The sequence below is a fragment of the Pseudomonas sp. GL_103 genome (assembly GCF_057835175.1).
The window spans coordinates 1,459,134-1,475,840 of the sequence record NZ_CM174420.1; the positions used below are offsets into that span (position 1 = coordinate 1,459,134).

Annotated in this window: 15 protein-coding genes; 7 read left to right on the forward strand and 8 right to left on the reverse strand. The window is 61.5% G+C overall.

Annotated features, from left to right (window positions below; all coding sequences use genetic code 11):
• Positions 1 to 88: 88 nt before the first annotated feature.
• The 3 genes from emhC to AC3IP0_RS06580 are packed head-to-tail and all read right to left on the reverse strand — an operon-like array spanning position 89 to position 5,871.
• The gene (gene emhC / locus AC3IP0_RS06570; RefSeq protein ID WP_489326949.1) at positions 89 to 1,549 is read right to left on the reverse strand and encodes an efflux RND transporter outer membrane subunit EmhC; all 1,461 of its coding nucleotides are present in this window, start codon (positions 1,547 to 1,549) and stop codon (positions 89 to 91) included.
• Positions 1,549 to 4,710, reverse strand: coding sequence for an efflux RND transporter permease subunit EmhB (gene emhB / locus AC3IP0_RS06575; protein ID WP_489318669.1), 3,162 nt, complete (start codon positions 4,708 to 4,710; stop codon positions 1,549 to 1,551). The genes emhC and emhB overlap by 1 nt, the downstream gene beginning before the upstream one ends.
• A 3-nt stretch (positions 4,711 to 4,713) precedes the next feature.
• Positions 4,714 to 5,871 carry an efflux RND transporter periplasmic adaptor subunit gene (locus AC3IP0_RS06580; protein WP_150757343.1) on the reverse strand — a complete coding sequence of 386 codons (1,158 nt, stop codon included), beginning with the start codon at positions 5,869 to 5,871 and terminating at the stop codon, positions 4,714 to 4,716.
• 265 nt (positions 5,872 to 6,136) lie between these two features.
• On the opposite strand from AC3IP0_RS06580, the gene emhR reads away from it, so the two are divergent.
• The gene (emhR, locus tag AC3IP0_RS06585; RefSeq protein ID WP_489318670.1) at positions 6,137 to 6,769 is read left to right on the forward strand and encodes an efflux system transcriptional repressor EmhR; all 633 of its coding nucleotides are present in this window, start codon (positions 6,137 to 6,139) and stop codon (positions 6,767 to 6,769) included.
• Positions 6,770 to 7,038: 269 nt separating this feature from the next.
• On the opposite strand, the gene AC3IP0_RS06590 is transcribed toward emhR, so the two are convergent.
• Genes AC3IP0_RS06590 through AC3IP0_RS06600 form a run of 3 tightly spaced genes read right to left on the reverse strand, consistent with a single transcriptional unit; the run spans position 7,039 to position 9,616 of the window.
• Positions 7,039 to 8,088 (reverse strand): alkene reductase, encoded by a 1,050-nt coding sequence (locus AC3IP0_RS06590; RefSeq protein WP_489318671.1) that lies wholly within the window; start codon positions 8,086 to 8,088, stop codon positions 7,039 to 7,041.
• Positions 8,089 to 8,109: 21 nt separating this feature from the next.
• On the reverse strand, positions 8,110 to 9,279 hold the full coding sequence (locus AC3IP0_RS06595) for an MFS transporter (protein WP_223459332.1): 1,170 nt from the start codon (positions 9,277 to 9,279) through the stop codon (positions 8,110 to 8,112).
• 34 nt (positions 9,280 to 9,313) lie between these two features.
• A complete protein-coding gene (locus AC3IP0_RS06600; protein WP_116262187.1) occupies positions 9,314 to 9,616 on the reverse strand; it encodes an ArsR/SmtB family transcription factor in 303 nt (100 codons plus the stop codon).
• 170 nt (positions 9,617 to 9,786) lie between these two features.
• Between AC3IP0_RS06600 and AC3IP0_RS06605 the strand changes: the two genes are divergently transcribed.
• The gene (locus AC3IP0_RS06605) at positions 9,787 to 10,365 is read left to right on the forward strand and encodes an acyl carrier protein phosphodiesterase (protein ID WP_489326951.1); all 579 of its coding nucleotides are present in this window, start codon (positions 9,787 to 9,789) and stop codon (positions 10,363 to 10,365) included.
• Between the two features lie 123 nt (positions 10,366 to 10,488).
• Here the strand turns inward: AC3IP0_RS06605 and AC3IP0_RS06610 are convergent, their stop codons facing one another.
• Positions 10,489 to 11,280 (reverse strand): lysophospholipid acyltransferase family protein, encoded by a 792-nt coding sequence (locus AC3IP0_RS06610; protein ID WP_489326952.1) that lies wholly within the window; start codon positions 11,278 to 11,280, stop codon positions 10,489 to 10,491.
• A complete protein-coding gene (olsB, locus tag AC3IP0_RS06615) occupies positions 11,280 to 12,035 on the reverse strand; it encodes an L-ornithine N(alpha)-acyltransferase (RefSeq protein ID WP_057400777.1) in 756 nt (251 codons plus the stop codon). The genes AC3IP0_RS06610 and olsB overlap by 1 nt, the downstream gene beginning before the upstream one ends.
• A 155-nt stretch (positions 12,036 to 12,190) precedes the next feature.
• Here olsB and AC3IP0_RS06620 point away from each other — a divergent pair, with 155 nt between their 5' ends.
• From AC3IP0_RS06620 to AC3IP0_RS06640, 5 genes are all read left to right on the forward strand, one after another.
• Positions 12,191 to 13,078, forward strand: coding sequence for an acyl-CoA dehydrogenase middle domain-containing protein (locus AC3IP0_RS06620; RefSeq protein ID WP_489318675.1), 888 nt, complete (start codon positions 12,191 to 12,193; stop codon positions 13,076 to 13,078).
• Between the two features lie 165 nt (positions 13,079 to 13,243).
• Positions 13,244 to 14,338: a serine hydrolase domain-containing protein gene (locus AC3IP0_RS06625; protein WP_489318676.1), complete on the forward strand. Its 1,095-nt coding sequence runs from the start codon at positions 13,244 to 13,246 to the stop codon at positions 14,336 to 14,338.
• Positions 14,335 to 14,658, forward strand: coding sequence for an amidase (locus AC3IP0_RS06630; protein ID WP_489318677.1), 324 nt, complete (start codon positions 14,335 to 14,337; stop codon positions 14,656 to 14,658). The genes AC3IP0_RS06625 and AC3IP0_RS06630 overlap by 4 nt, the downstream gene beginning before the upstream one ends.
• A 237-nt stretch (positions 14,659 to 14,895) precedes the next feature.
• A complete protein-coding gene (locus AC3IP0_RS06635) occupies positions 14,896 to 15,486 on the forward strand; it encodes a YceI family protein (RefSeq protein WP_489318678.1) in 591 nt (196 codons plus the stop codon).
• Position 15,487: 1 nt separating this feature from the next.
• Complete coding sequence (locus AC3IP0_RS06640; protein WP_489326954.1) at positions 15,488 to 16,645, forward strand: phospholipase D-like domain-containing protein; 1,158 nt, start codon at positions 15,488 to 15,490, stop codon at positions 16,643 to 16,645.
• The last annotated feature ends 62 nt before the right edge of the window (positions 16,646 to 16,707 follow it).

Genomic DNA, 16,707 nt, shown 5'->3' on the forward strand with positions numbered 1-16,707 from the left:
CGCGAAGGGGCCATAACGGACAACACAGATTTTCAGGCAGCCAACAAAAAGCCCACCAATCGGTGGGCTTCGTGTTTTCACTGCGCTATCAGAAGTACTTCATCTTCGGCGCGTCTTCTTTCAACGGCTCGTTCTTCGCCGTTTGTTCATTCCAGCCACCACCCAGGGCCTTGTACAGGTTGACCTGGCTGACCAACTGCGCCAGGCGGTCGGTGATCAGCACCTGTTGCGCACTGAACAGCTGACGCTGGGCATCGAGGAAGGTCAGGTTGCTGTCGACACCGATGCGGTAGCGACGCTCGGCCAGGCGGTAGTAGTCCTGGTTGGCACTGACGAAGTCTTTCTGTGCCTGCAACTGCTGGACGTAGGTCTGGCGGGCGGCCAGGCCATCGGCGACTTCCTGGAAGGCCGTTTGAATGGACTTCTCGTAGTTCGCCACGCCGATGTCTTTCTGGATCTTCGAGTAATCCAGGCTGGCGCTCAGGGCGCCGGCGTTGAAGATCGGCAGGTTGATCTGCGGCTGGAACAACCAGGTGCCCGAACCACCCTTGAACAGACCGGACAGGTCCGGGCTCAGGGTGCCCGCATTGGCCGTGAGGCTGATGCTCGGGAAGAACGCAGCCCGCGCCGCGCCGATGTTGGCGTTGGCGGCCTTGAGGTTGTACTCGGCCTGAAGGATGTCCGGACGACGATGCAGCAGGTCCGACGGCAGGCCGGGCGGAACGTCGCTCAGCAGGTCGTCGTCAAGCGGTTTGGCTGCTTGCAGGTTGGCCGGGATACCGGTGCCGAGCAGCAGCACCAGTATGTTCTCGTCCTGGGCGACCTGACGGGTGTACTTGGCCAGTTGCGCACGGGCGTTTTCCACCGAGGTGCGCGACTGCGCCAGGTCCAGGGCCGAGGCGACCCCGACTTCGTTGCTGCGGGCGGTGAGCTTGTAGCTCTCCTCGAAGGCGGCCAGGGTGTCCTGGGTCAGCTTGTACAGTTCCTTGTCGGCCTGCCAGGTCAGGTAGGCATTGGCCACGCTGGCCACCAGGCTGATCTGCGTGCTGCGACGGCCTTCTTCAGTGGCGAAGTACTTCTGCAACGCTTCTTCGTTCAGGCTGCGAACCCGACCGAACAGGTCGAGTTCGTAGGCGCTGACGCCAACAGTTGCCGAGTAGGAACTGGTGATGCCGGATTCGCCGGTCTGCGAAGCATTAGCCGGAAGCCGCTGACGGCTGCCGCTGCCGTTGGCCGAGACGGCCGGGAACAGATCGGCACGGGAGATGCGGTACTGAGCCGCAAACGCATCGATGTTCAGGGCCGCGACACGCAGGTCACGGTTGTTTTCCAGGGCCACCTGGATCAGCTGTTGCAGCGCCGGGTCATGGAAAAACTGCTTCCAGCCCTGCTCGGCAGCCGCTTGCGCCGGTGCCTGGGCCGGCGAGTACGCCAGGCCCTGCGGGTACTGGCCCGCCACCGGCGCTTCGGGCTGCTGATAATCAGGTATCAGCGAGCAGCCACCGAGCACGAAGGCGGCGACTGCCAGGGAGAGTAGCGACTTGCTCATTAGCCAGCCTCTTTAGGAGTTTCAGTAGCGTCATCCTGGTCGGCGATTTTGCGCTGGCCTATGGACGACACGGTGACGAAGAACAGCGGGACCCAGAAGATCGCCAGCACAGTCGCCGTGATCATACCGCCGATCACACCGGTACCGATTGCATGCTGGCTACCGGAACCTGCGCCCGTGGATATCGCCAGTGGTACCACACCGAGGACGAAGGCGAGCGAGGTCATGATGATCGGTCGCAGACGCATGCGGCAGGCTTCAATCGCCGCATCGCGCAGGCTACGCCCTTGTTCGTGCAGTTCCTTGGCAAATTCGACAATCAGAATGGCGTTTTTCGCCGCCAGACCGATAGTCGTCAACAAGCCTACCTGGAAGTACACGTCGTTGGACAAACCGCGCAGGCTGGTGGCCATCAGTGCACCGATGATCCCCAGCGGTACTACCAACATCACCGCGATCGGAATCGACCAGCTTTCATACAACGCCGCCAGACACAGGAACACCATCAGCAGCGACAGGGCGTACAGCGCTGGCGCTTGTGAACCGGACAGACGTTCTTCGTACGACAGGCCGGTCCAGGAAATACCGACACCGGCCGGCAGTTTCTTGGCGATGGCTTCGACTTCGGCCATGGCTTCACCGGTGGAGTAACCCGGGGCCGGGGCGCCGAGGATTTCCATCGCTTCGACGCCGTTGTAACGGGCCAGTTTCGGCGAACCGTAGATCCACTCGCCCTTGGCGAACGCCGAGAACGGAACCATGGTGCCGGTGGCGTTGCGTACGTACCACTTCTGCAGGTCTTCAGGGCCCATTCGAGCGCCTGGCTGGCCTTGCACGTACACCTTCTTCACCCGACCACGGTCGATGAAGTCGTTGACGTAGCTACTGCCCAGGGCAATCGACAGGGTGTTGTTGATGTCGGCGATGGTAATGCCCAGGGCACTGGCCTTCTCGTCATCGATTTCCAGCTGGTATTGCGGTTCGTCGTTCAGGCCGTTCGGACGCACCTGGGCCAGAATCTTGCTTTGTGCGGCCATGCCGAGGAACTGGTTGCGCGCTTGCATCAGTTTTTCGTGGCCGATACCGGCGCGGTCCTGCAGGAACACGTCGAAACCGGTGGCGTTACCCAACTCCAGTACCGCCGGTGGCGCGAAGGCGAACACCATGGCATCGCGGAAGGTGAAGAAGTGCTGCTGGGCACGGGCCGCCACCTTGAACACATTGTTGTCGGCGTTACGTTCGTCCCAAGGTCTGAGCATGATGAACGCCATGCCCGAACTCTGGCCACGACCGGCGAAGTTGAAGCCGGTCACGGTAAACACCGAGTTCACCGCGTCGCCTTCGCCGCCATCCTTGCCAGGGCGCAGCAGGAATTCACGCATTTCGTCCACGACCACCTGGGTGCGCTGGGACGTCGAACCGGCCGGGGTCTGCACCTGGGCGAACAGTACACCCTGGTCTTCTTCCGGCAGGAACGCCGTTGGAATGCGGGCGAACAGCCAGATCATGCCAACCACGATCAGCAGGTACGCCAGCAGATACGGGATCTTGCGCTGCAGGATATTGCCGACACCGCGTTCGTAGCTGCGAACGCCGCGGTCGAAATTACGGTTGAACCAGCCAAAGAAACCGCGCTTGGGTACGCCGTGCTCGCCTTTCGGGATCGGCTTGAGCATGGTGGCGCAAAGCGCCGGGGTGAAGATCAGCGCGACCAGTACCGACAGGGCCATGGCCGAGACGATGGTGATCGAGAACTGCTTGTAGATCACGCCCGTGGAACCGCTGAAGAACGCCATTGGCAGCAGAACCGCCGACAGCACCAGGGCGATACCGACCAGTGCGCCCTGGATCTGGCCCATGGACTTCTTGGTGGCTTCCTTGGGTGACAGGCCTTCTTCGCTCATCACCCGTTCGACGTTTTCCACCACGACGATGGCGTCGTCCACCAGCAAGCCGATGGCCAGCACCATGCCGAACATGGTCAGGGTGTTGATGCTGAAACCCGCTGCCGCGAGGATCCCGAATGTACCGAGCAATACCACCGGCACGGTCATCGTGGTGATGATGGTGGCGCGGAAGTTCTGCAGGAACAGGAACATCACCAGGAACACCAGCGCGACCGCTTCGACCAGGGTGTGAACCACGCCCCGGATCGATTCCGTTACTACCGGAGTGGTGTCGTACGGGAACACCACTTCCATCCCTTCAGGGAAGAACGGCTTGAGGCTGTCGATGGTCGTGCGCAGGGCCTTGGCGGTATCCAGAGCGTTGGCACCGGTGGCCAGTTTCACCGCCAGGCCGGAAGCCGGGGCGCCGTTGAACTGGGCGTTGATGCTGTAGTTCTCGCCACCCAGACCGACTTCGGCGACATCTTTGAGGCGAACCTGGGAACCGTCCTTGTTGACCTTGAGCAGGATCTTGTCGAATTGCTCCGCGGTCTGCAGGCGGGTCTTGCCGATGATGGTCGCGTTCAACTGGGTGTCGGGCAGGGCAGGCAGGCCGCCGAGCTGGCCGGACGACACCTGGACGTTTTGCGCAGCGATGGCGGTTTTGACGTCGATCGGGGTCAGGTTGTAGTTGTTCAACTTGGCCGGGTCGAGCCAGATACGCATGGCGTACTGGGAACCGAACACCTGGAAGTCGCCGACACCGGCGGTCCGCGAGATCGGGTCCTGCATGTTCGACACGATGTAGTTGGACAGGTCGTCCTTGGTCATGCTGCCGTCACGCGACACCACACCGATCACCAACAGGAAGTTCTTCACCGCCTTGGTGACGCGGATACCCTGTTGCTGCACTTCTTGCGGCAGCAGCGGGGTGGCCAGGTTCAGCTTGTTCTGGACCTGAACCTGCGCGGTGTCGGAGTTGGTGCCTTGCTCGAAGGTCGCGGTAATGGTCATGGTGCCGTCGGAGTTACTTTCCGACGAGACATAACGCAGGTTGTCGATACCGTTGAGCTGTTGCTCGATCACCTGAACCACGGTGTCCTGAACCGTTTGTGCCGAAGCACCCGGGTAGGCCACGGAGATGGCGATCGCTGGAGGTGCAATGCTCGGGTACTGGTTGATCGGCAACCGGAGGATCGATAGCGCCCCGACCAACATGATCACCAGGGCAATTACCCAGGCGAAAATCGGACGGTCGATAAAAAATTTCGACATGGTTTACTCCCCTTTGCCGCCGGAGGCTTTATTAGCTGCCTGGGCGGGTGCCGGGTTCTTTGCGGCTACGTTGGTCGCTTCACTGGCCTTGACTTCGATGCCGGGTTTGACGAATTGCAGACCTTCGGTGATCAGGCGATCGCCGGCCTTCAGGCCGTCTTCGATCAGCCATTGATTGCCGACGGTGCGGTTGGCCTTGAGTTGACGCAGTTCGACCTTGTTGTCCGGGCCGACAACCAGTGCGGTTGGCGTACCTTTGAGGTCGCGGGTCACGCCTTGCTGCGGGGCCAGGATCGCCGCGCTGTTCACACCGGCCAGCAACTTGGCGTGCACGAACATGCCTGGCAGAAGGGTGTGATCAGGGTTCGGGAAAATGGCGCGCAGGGTGACGGAACCGGTGGTCTGGTCAACCGAGATTTCGGAGAACTCCAGCTTGCCGTCCAGCTTGTACTCGCTGCCGTCTTCCAGGGTCAGCTTGACCGAGGCTGCGTTGTCGCCAGCCTTTTGCAGGCGACCGCTTTCCAGCTCACGGCGCAGTTGCAACAGCTCGACCGAGGACTGCGTCACGTCGACGTAGATCGGGTCGATTTGCTGAATCACCGCCATCGCATCGACCTGGGCATTACTCACCAGCGCGCCTTCGGTCACCGAGGAGCGGCCGATGCGGCCGGTCAGCGGGGCATAGACCTTGGTGTAGCGCACGTTGATCTGTGCGGTTTGCAGCGCGGCTTCCGATTGCAGGCGGTTGGCCACGGCGGTGTCGTATTCCTGACGGCTTACGGCTTGTTCGTCGACCAGTTGCTTGTAGCGGTCGGAAATCGACTTGGTCGAACGCAGGTTGGCCTCGGCGCTGGCGAGCGTTGCTTCATAGATCGACGGGTCGATCTGATAGAGCTGCTGGCCGGCCTTGACGTCGCTGCCTTCCTTGAACAGGCGCTTGAGAATGATGCCGTTGACCTGCGGGCGGACTTCGGCAATGCGGAACGCACTGGTACGGCCGGGCAGATCGGATGTCAGGGTGAAAGCTTGCGGTTGCAGAGTCACGACGCCGACCTGAGGCGGTGGGGCGGCCGGTGCTGCCTCTTCCTTTTTGCATCCGCTGAGTAGCGATGCCAGGGCGACGGCGGCGACCAGAGCGGTAACAGCTGGCTTGAATTGCATGAAAATCCTCGGGTCAGGCACGCAAGGAGCGCACTAGAAAGGTGGAAGGTTGAAAAATGTTTGCCGAGTGGATAAGTAGCTTACTAAGGAATATACTTACGTACATGGCTGTTTGTAAATACCCAAGCTATGTACCCACGCCGTTACACAAGCCGTTGAAAGGTTGGAATTGTAGGCCGGGGACGAACCCCCAGAACGTTCGCCCCACTTTTATTCAGCCGATGTTCAGGCATCGCTGGAGCACCCTGATTGAGGTTGTACTGCCATGGTCCGTCGTACCAAAGAGGAAGCTCAGGAAACCCGCGCGCAAATTCTCGTGGCGGCCGAAAAGGCCTTTTACGAGCGGGGCGTGGCGCGCACCACCCTGGCGGACATTGCGACCCTGGCCGGCGTCACTCGAGGGGCCATTTACTGGCATTTCAGCAACAAGGCGGATCTGGTGCAGGCCATGCTCGACACCCTGCATGAGCCCCTGGAAGAAATGGCCAAGGCCAGCGAGAGCGAAGACGAACTCGATCCCCTGGGCTGCATGCGCAAGCTGTTGATTCATTTGTTTCATCAAATTGCGCTGGACCCGAAAACCCGACGCATCAATGAGATTCTTTTTCATAAGTGCGAATTCACCGATGAAATGTGCGACCTGCGCCAACAACGGGTGTCAGCCAGCCTCGAATGCAATGTGCGGATCGGCCTGGCCCTGAGTAATGCCGTGAATCGAGGCCAGTTGCCGGAAAACCTCGACACCGCCCGCGCCGCGATCAGCTTGCATGCTTATATTGATGGCATCCTGTACCAGTGGCTGCTGGCCCCCGACAGTTTTGAGTTGCACGTCGAAGCCGAGCGTTGGGTCGATACCGGGCTGGATCTGTTGCGCTTCAGCCCCAGCCTGCGCAAATAAAGCAAAATGCGTAATCGGCGCCTTGTGTGTCAACCGTTGAAGCCGAAGATGAACAGTTCTTCACGCGCCCTTTGACAATGGGGTGCTTTTATATACTTACACTCGGCAGGTTGACAGGTAGCAAGCTCAGTAATTTGTAGGGAATTTGTGTTGAGTCTGTGAGCACCTGCCGATGATCGCGGCTCCCACAGTGGATAGTGTCAAACCGTCAAGTATTAAAAAGCCCCGGCTCTTTCGAGTCGGGGCTTTTGCGTTTCAATGGCTGTTGCTTACAGCGTCGGGTAGTCGATGTAACCGACCGGGCCCTTGGCATAGAACAGTTCAGGGCGCGCTTCGTTCAGCGGCGCGTCAGCCTGCAAGCGTGCTGGCAGGTCGGGGTTGGCAATGAAAGGTACGCCGAAGGCGACTGCATCGGCCTTGCCGCTGGCGAGCAACTCGTTGGCGCTGTCCTTGGTGAAACGTTCGTTGGCAATGTAAGGGCCGCCGAAGGCTTCCTTGAGTTGTGGGCCGAGGCTGTCGGCACCTTCTTTCTCCCGCGAGCAGATGAAGGCGATGCCACGCTTGCCCAGTTCGTGAGCGACGTAGGTGAAGGTTTCGGCCAGGTTGTCGTCACCCATGTCATGCAAGTCGGCGCGTGGCGACAGGTGCACACCCACACGGCCGGCACCCCAGGTTTCGATGGCGGCATCGGTCACTTCCAGCAGCAGGCGGGCACGGTTTTCCAGGGAGCCGCCGTAGTTGTCGGTGCGCTGGTTGGTGCTGCTTTGCAGGAACTGGTCGAGCAGGTAGCCGTTGGCGGCATGGATTTCCACACCATCGAAGCCGGCGGCCTTGGCGTTCTCGGCACCGACGCGGTAAGCGTCGACGATGTCGGCGATTTCAGCGGTTTCCAGGGCGCGCGGCACAGGGAAGTCGGCCAAGGGACGAACCAGGCTGACGTGGCCCTTGGGCTGGATGGCGCTTGGGGCGACCGGGGCTTCATCGTTCAGGTACAAACCGTGGGAAATGCGGCCCACATGCCACAGTTGCAGGAAGATCTTGCCGCCCGCGCCATGGATAGCCTTGGTCACGTTGGACCAGCCACGCACCTGATCGTTGGACCAGATGCCCGGGGTATCCGGGTAGCCGACGCCCATCGGTGTGACCGAAGTGGCTTCGCTGAGGATCAGGCCGGCGGAGGCACGTTGCACGTAGTACTCGGCCATCAGCGCGTTGGGCACGCGACCTTCGTCGGCGCGGCAGCGGGTCAGTGGCGCCATGATGATGCGGTTGGCCAACTCGAGGTCGCCCAGTTTGATCGGATCGAAAATAGTCGTCATTTAGTGGCTCTCTTTTGGAGATCAGTTAGAAGTAGCTGGGGCCAGATCGGGATTGCCGCTCTGACGGAAGGTAATCAGGGTCACCAGCAAGGCGAGTACCGCCAGTACGGCTGCCGCGAGGGGCACGCTGGTCAGGCCGAAGCCGTGGGCGATCACGCTGCCGCCGACCCAGGCACCCAAGGCGTTGCCGATGTTGAAAGCGCCGATATTCAGGGTCGACACCAGGTTCGGTGCGGCCTTGCCGAAGGTCACCACGTTCACTTGCAGCGCGGGTACGGCGGCGAAGCACGCGGTGGCCCAGAGGAACAGGGTGATTTCGGTCGGGATCAGCGCGACGCTGGTCCAGGTCAGCACGGTGGACACCACGGCCATGGTGATGAACACGCCGATCAACGTCGCGGCCATGCCTTTGTCGGCCAGCTTGCCGCCGATGATGTTGCCGACCGTCAGGCCCAGGCCGATGAGCATCAGGGTCCAGGTCACGCCGCGGGGCGAGACGCCGGTGACTTCGCCGAGCAGCGGCGCGACGTAGGTGAACAGGGTGAACACTGAGGCGGCGAACAGCGCGGTCATGCTCAGGGACAGCCAGATGCCGCCGCCCTTGAGTGCGGCCAGTTCGGCGCGCATGTCGAGTTTTTCTTCATCACGCTTGGCCGGCAGGAAGCGGATCAGACCGATCAGTGCGATCACACCGATCACGGTCACGGCCCAGAAGGTCGAACGCCAGCCGGCTTCCTGACCGAGGGCGGTGCCCAGCGGTACGCCGAGGACGTTGGCCAGGGTCAGGCCGGTGAACATCAGGGCCACGGCCGAAGCGCGTTTGTTCGCAGGCACCAGGCCGGCGGCTACCACTGAACCGATACCGAAGAAGGCGCCATGGCACAGGGCGGTGACCACACGGGCGAACATCAGCACGTTGTAGTCGCCGGCCACTGCGCAAAGCAGGTTGCCGACAATGAAGATGCCCATCAACGCCACCAGGGCTGCCTTGCGCGGCAGTTTGGCGGTGGCCAGCGCCATGAACGGCGCGCCAATAGCCACGCCCAGGGCGTAACCGGTCACCAGCCAGCCGGCACCGGGAATCGACACACCGAGGTCAGCGGCCACGTTGGGCAGCAGGCCCATGATGACGAACTCGGTGGTGCCGATGGCGAAGGCGCTCAAGGCCAGGATGAGTAGCGAGAGGGGCATGTCTAATTCCTTGTCGGCTGGCTGACGTTAAGGGTCAGAGCTCTTGGCTGAATGTCTTGAGGAACTCCTGGATGGTTTCCTCATTGCGTTTGAAGAAATGCCACTGGCCGACTTTACGGCTGCTGATCAGGCCGGCGCGTTGCAGGGTCGCCAGGTGTGCGGACACCGTGGACTGCGACAGGCCGCAACGTTGATCGATCTGCCCGGCGCAAACGCCGTGCTCGTTACTGTGGGACTGGTCGGGAAATTCGACGGTCGGGTCCTTGAGCCAGTGCAGGATTTCTCGCCGTACTGGGTGTGCCAGGGCTTTTATTATTTCGTCGAGATTGATGGTCATGATGTGGGCTCGTGATGTGTAAAACGCTATATCGCGATGAGGCGAACTTTAAATCGGTATTTCGCGATATACAAATATGGTTTGGCTCTGACCAGCTCACATTTCGGTATATCGAGTTATAACGATATGTTGAGTGTAACAAGACAAGAGGGCAGTGCTAAGCTGCGCCCATGAACTATCTCGCACATCTTCACCTTGGTGGCCAGCGTCCCGGCCAATTGCTCGGCAGTCTGTATGGCGATTTCGTCAAGGGACGGCTGCAAGGGCAGTTCGCTCCGGAAATCGAGGGGGCTATCCAGCTGCACCGCAGCATCGACGTGTTCACCGATCGCCATCCGCTGGTGGACGTCGCGCTGTCGCGTTTCTCCCTGACCCGTCGTCGCTATGCGGGGATCGTGCTCGACGTGTTTTTCGATCATTGCCTGGCCCGGGACTGGGCGCTGTATGCCGACCGGCCCCTGGCGTTGTTCACCTCGGACGTTTACCGGGTGCTGTCCAGCGAACGACAACTGCCGGAGCGGCTGGCGAAGATTGCGCCGTACATGGTGGCCAATGACTGGTTGGGGTCGTATCAGGAATTCGAAGTGCTGGAGCAGGTGTTGCGCGGGATCTCGCGACGCCTGACCCGGCCGGAAGAGCTGGCGGCGGCGATGCAGGAGTTGCGGCGGTTGTATGAACCGTTGAGCGAGGACTTTCGGTTGTTCTATCCGCAGTTGCAGGATTTTGCCCGGAATTATCCAACAGCATAAAACCCCTGTGGGAGCGGGCTTGCTCGCGAAAGCGGTGTGTCAGCCGATATCAATGTCCCCTGACACTACGCCTTCGCGAGCAAGCCCGCTCCCACAGGGTACTTCGGTGAATCAAAGATCGCGTCACGCCGCAATGGCAGGGCGCATCGGTGCTCGCTGAGGTTCAACGACAGCCCCGAACAACGCCTTCTGCACCGCCTGCTGCGCCTCGAAAGCCAGTGCCGCACGCTCCCGGCCTTCGCAAGCGATCGGCTTGAGCAGATGAATCTCCACACCGCCACGGTCATTGGCGAACAGACGCATCAGGTGCGAGAGCAGATCATCGTCGCCAATGAACGGCGCTAGCGCGCAAGGCTCGCCGTCACGCAAATAACGAATCGCCACCGGCTGCATTGCCACTTCGGAATCGATGGCGGCGGACAGCAGGCGACCGTGGAAAGTACGCAGCGAACGGCCATCGGTGGTGGTGCCTTCCGGGAACATCAGCAGGGGGTGTGCCTGTTCCAGATGACGGGTCATCTGCTTGCGGATCAACTGGCTGTCGCCTGAACCGCGGCGGATAAACAGGCTGCCGGCCTTGGCCGCCAACCAGCCGGCCACCGGCCAGGTGCGCACTTCAGCCTTGGACAGGAACGACAGCGGCGTGAGCATCCCCAGCAGCGGGATGTCGGTCCAGGACACGTGGTTGCTGACCCAGAGCATCGGGGTCTTCGGCAGCTCGCCGTGGACGGTCACATCGAAGGGCAGGGCGTTGCTCAGGCGGGCCATGAAAAACCGCGACCAGCGCTGACGGCGCGCCATCGAATGGGCCATGCCCAGGCGCTCGAACACCCCGAACACGCTAGCCATGCCCAGGCCCAGCGTCACCACCACCAGCACTCGCGCGATTCGCGCGTACACCCGCAACCGGCTCATTACACAGCCGCCTTGAAGTGTTTGGCGTAACGCGGGCAGAGTTCGTCGCGCTTGAGCAAGATGAACACGTCGGCGACCTGGAAGTCTTCGTCCCAGCATGGCTCGCCGCAGATCTTCGCGCCCAGGCGCATGTAGGCCTTGAGCAACGGTGGCATTTCGGCGATCACGTTCGACGGGATGTCCAGGCTCGGCAGCGGGTTTTTCGGCTCGGCGCGCAGATGTTCGGTGCACAGGTAGCGTTCGCGCAGACGCTGCATGATCGCGTGGGCCTGCACGCCGCCATCCTGCATCGGAATGCTCGCGCAACCCATCAGATAGCTGTAGCCGCCCTGGTTCAGGACTTCGGCCAGTTCGCCCCAGAGCACGGCAATGGTGCCGCCGTTGCGGTAGGCCGGGTCGACGCAGGTGCGACCGATTTCCAGGATCGGGCCTTGCAGGTGCACCAGGCCGTGGAGGCTGAACTCTTCTTCGCTGTAGAACTTGCCCAGGCTGCTGGCCGCCGTGTGGTCGAGCAAACGGGTGGTCGCCACCAGACGCCCGGTATTCAAGTCACGCACGCCGATGTGGGCGCAGTGAACGTCGTAGTCATCCATGTCCAGACCCAGTTCAGCGCCCTTGAGCCTGGCGTTGAATTCGCCGCTGAACACGTTGAAGCGCAAGGCCTGGGCCTCCTGCAATGCCTCGGCGCCCACCAGGCGTTCGGCTTGCAGGCGGCGTTCGTTGCCGGTGTCGCTGATGCGGGCGATCTGAGTCATGGCGAATCTCCGTGCGGGCTGCTCACCCGTCTTTGGGCTACAGCGAATCGACTTTCTTTGTCTAGCCGTGTTGTGCAAAGTCAGGCTATGTAGCCCCGGTGTCATCGCCATTAAGCTTTGGTGATGCTTATATGACAGCCCTCGAGGAGCCTCTTATGCCCTGGCAAACCCTGTTGAACCGCCGTGATCGCTTGCCCGCCAACCCGGATCTGGCCGAAGGTTTCGCGACTTTGTTGCAGCAGTTGGGAACGGTCACGCCGTTTGAGTTGGCGGTGCTTGGCGGGCGGTTGATGGCGACGCCGGGGCTGGCGTTTCTGGTGGGGTATCAGGCGGCCTTGCGCATGCTCTGGCCGAGCGCGCCATTGAGCCTGGGCGCGCTGTGCGCCACCGAACAGCGCAGCCTGCGCCCGGCCGACATGCAAACCCGGTTGAGCGGCTTGCGCCTGAGCGGACGCAAGGATTTCGTCACCGCCGGTCATGCCGTCGACTGGCTGCTGGTGGCGGCGCGCAGCGAGGAGCCCGGCGCCAATCCACGCTTGAGCCTGGCGGTGATCTATCGCGATGAGCCGGGTGTGCAGGTGGAAAAACTGGCGCCGATTCCGTTGATGCCGGACATCAGCCATGGCCGCTTGTTTCTGGATAACGCGCTGTGCGAATTGCTCGCGGGGGATGGTTGGGACGCGTACGTCAAACCGTTCCGCACGCTGGAAGACATCTATTTACTGAGCGCCATGACAGCGTGGTTGTATGGCGTGGGCCAGGAATGCGATTGGCCACAAGGCCTGCAATTGCGTTTACTGGGGTTGCTGGCGGGGTGCGCGGAAACCAGCCGCCAGCCACCGACCCATCCGGCCGGGCATGTGTTGCTTGGCGGGTTGTTTGCGCAGTTCGATGGGCTCAAGGCTGAGGTGAATGAGGCGTTGGCTGGAGGGCCTCAAGAGTGGGCGGCGATGTGGCAGCGGGATCAGGCGGTGATGGATTTGGCGGGAGGGGCTCGGGGGAAGAGGTTGGCCAAGGCATTGGCGGAATCTTCGCTGGCCTGACTGGCCTCATCGCGAGCAAGCTCGCTCCCACAGGGAGCTCGCTCACACCAAAGATCCATTGTGGGAGCGAGCTTGCTCGCGATGGCGGCCTGATTGGCAACATGAACTTCTGAACTGTCATCAACCTCGACTAGGCTCAGCAGGTTCAATCTCCGAGCCCCCGCCATGTCCAAAGGCTTGTCCCTGATTTTCCTATTGTTGCTCAGCCTCACGGCCCAGGCCGAAAACTGGCCCGCGGAGCAATGGCCGATTGCCCCGACGCCGACCGGTCCGGCGCTTCAAGCCCTGGAGGCCTACGCCTTTCCATCCCGCGATGACACCACTCGCCAGGGCATTCGCACCGATGCCTTGCTGGTGATCCGCGACGGCCAGTTGATCTACGAACGCTACGCCGGCCCGACGATGGCCGAGACGCCGCACCTGACCTGGTCGATCAGCAAGAGCCTGATGGCCACGGTCCTCGGTGTGGCCTACGGCGAAGGGCTGTTCAAACTCGGCGACCCTGTGGCGAAGTTTTATCCGCCCCTGCAAAAATACCCCGACATGACCATGGCCGACCTGCTGCACTGGGCCTCGGGCCTGGATTGGCAGGAAGACTACGAATACGCACCGCTGAAGTCTTCGGTGGTGGCCATGCTCTACACCCGCGGTCACCGCGACATGGCCGCGTTCACCGCGGCCCATGATGCGTACGCGGCGCCGGGCCAGGCATTTCGCTACTCCAGCGGTGACAGCAACCTGTTGTCCGCCGCACTGAAAACCATCGTCGGCCCCGGCCGCTATCCGGACTATCCGTGGACTGCGCTGTTCGAACCGCTGGGCATTCGTCATGCCGTTTGGGAAACCGATGCCACGGGCACTTTCGTTGCTTCGTCCTATGCCTACCTCACTGCACGGGACCTGGCCCGGGTCGGTCTGTTGATGGCCCGCGAGGGTCGCTGGGCAGACAAGCAACTGTTGCCCAAGGACTGGGTGGTGTTCAACCGCGAGCCGTTCGCTCACTATCACGCCGATCAAGACGATGCCGTCCCCGGCGGTCAGTGGTGGCTCAATCGAGCCGTTGAGGGCGCGGCACGACCCTGGCCCGATGCCCCCGCCGATACCTTCGCCGCACTGGGTCATTGGGGCCAGGCAATGTACGTGATCCCCAGTGAACAGCTGGTGATCGTCCGCTACGGCGATGACCGCGACGGCAGTTATCGGCATAACCAATTGCTCCAGCTCGCGCTCAAGGCCTTTGCCGGGAAGGTGCAGCCATGAGCGGTTTCATTCGCCGTCGACCAGTCAGTTCCCTGTCGCTGATCCTGCTGATCGCCTTGCTCGGCTGGATCTGGCACGAGCGGGTGGCCCTGTGGGCGTTCCCTGACATCATCAGCGCCTACACCGCCAAGGAATACTGTTCGTGCCGCTACGTGATGAACAACGACGCCGAGTACTGCCACGGTTATGTGAAACAGTGGCTGCCCGCCAGCGGCTTTATCGATGATGCTGCCGGCAAGCGTGTCACGGTCAGCGGCATGGGCCGCAGCAACAGCGCGGTGTGGATTGGCGAGCGCCAGGGTTGTCGTCTTCAACCCTGACTGGAACGACCGGGCTTTTGTGGCGAGGGAGCTTGCTCCCGCTGGAGCGCGAAGCGCTCCCAATTCCATGCAACAGGTTCCATCAGGCAAACCGCAATTGCAGGTTTTGCGACTGCTTCGCAGCCGAGCGGGAGCAAGCCCCCTCGCCACAAAGGCAGGTTTGGAGTAATAGACGGCTTGCAATGCGCTGAAGGCCAGTTAAGGTTCAGCACAGGTTTATCTGCCCCACGAGTCTCTATGTTCAAGCGCTCCACCGTCCAAACCCTCACTTTCCTGCTGCTGGCCGGCGCCGCATTGTCGGCCCGCGCCGACTGGTACCTCGACGGCGAGTCTTCGCGCCTGTCGTTTGTCAGCACCAAGAATGCCAATGTTTCCGAAGTGCAGCGCTTCCTGGTGCTGCACGGCAAGGTCGATCCCGAGGGGCTGGCGCAGGTCGAAGTCGAGCTGGAGTCGATCAACAGCGGCATACCGTTGCGCGATGAGCGCATGCGCAAGGAACTGTTCCAGATCGACCGGTTTCCCGACGCCTTGATCACCACGAAAATCGATCTGCGCCCGATCAACGACCTCGCTCCCGGCGCGCAGCTGGAGTTGCGCCTGCCGTTGACGGTCAACCTGCACGGCAAACAACACGAGTACCACGCCGAACTGCTGGCGACCCGTCTCGATGACCGGCGCTTCCAGGTGGTGACCCTCGAACCGCTGGTAATCAACGCCGAGGATTTCGATTTGGCTCCCGGGCTGGAAGCCTTGCGCAAAATGGCCGATCTGTCGGCGATCAGTCTTTCAGTACCGGTGAGTGCGGTACTGATATTCACGGCGCGCTGACATGGCCGGAGCGATTTTTCCCTGGCGTGAAGGCAATCACTTCGAACTGCTGGTCGATGGCCCGCAGTTTTTCCCGCGCATGCTGGTGGCGATTGCCCGCGCCGAAGAACAGGTCGAGCTGGAGCTGTATCTGGTGGAAGCGGGCGCCTGCGCCGAAGCCATGGTCCAGGCATTGGTTCAGGCCGCCGAGCGCGGTGTGCGGGTGCGCTGCCTGTTCGATGATTACGGCAGCCTCGCTTTCACGCTGACCTTGCGCCAGCGGCTGATGGCTGCCGGGGTGGAACTGCGTTTCTACAACCGGCTGAGTTGGCGACGTTGGGTCGGTAACTTCTACCGCGATCATCGCAAGCTGTTACTGGTGGACCAGAGCCTGGCCGTGGTTGGCGGCACCGGTGTCACCGACGAGTTCTGGACACCGGGGGAAGACGTCAGCGAATGGCACGAAGTGATGGTGGAAATCACCGGGCCGCTGGTGCTCGACTGGCAACTGCTGTTCGATCGTCAGTGGATTGCCAACCGCCATCGACGTGCCTGGCGACCGGCCTCGCATTTCGGGTTGCCACGTCTGCCACGGGTGCCGTCCATAGGCGAGGGCATGGGCCGGGTGGCCTATGCCGACGCCCGTCAACACCGGGACATTCTGCAATCGCTGGTGCGAGCCCTGAACAGCGGTCAGCGACGGATCTGGCTGGCCACGCCGTACTTTTTGCCGACCTGGAAAGTCCGCCGCTCCCTGCGACGGGCTGCTGCCCGGGGCGTCGATGTGCGGTTGCTGCTGACCGGGCCCCGTACCGATCACCCGTCCGTGCGCTATGCCGGGCATCGCTACTACCCGCGACTGCTCAGGGCCGGGGTGACGATTTACGAATACCAGCCGTGTTTCCTGCACTTGAAAATGGTCCTGATCGATGACTGGGTGAGCATCGGCTCGTGCAATTTCGATCACTGGAACCTGCGCTTCAACCTGGAAGCCAACCTGGAAGCCCTGGACCCCGGATTGACCCGGTCGGTGGCGGCGAGTTTCGAACGGGACTTCGGGTTGAGTGAGCAAGTCAGTCTGGAGGAATGGCAGCGCCGACCGCTGTGGAAACGAGTCAAGCAACGGGTGTGGGGATGGGTGGATCGGGTGGTGGTGAATCTGCTGGATCGAAGGGGTTGACGCCGATTCTCCGAACACTGAAAACCACTGTGGGAGCGAGCTTGCTCGCGATGGCGGCCTGA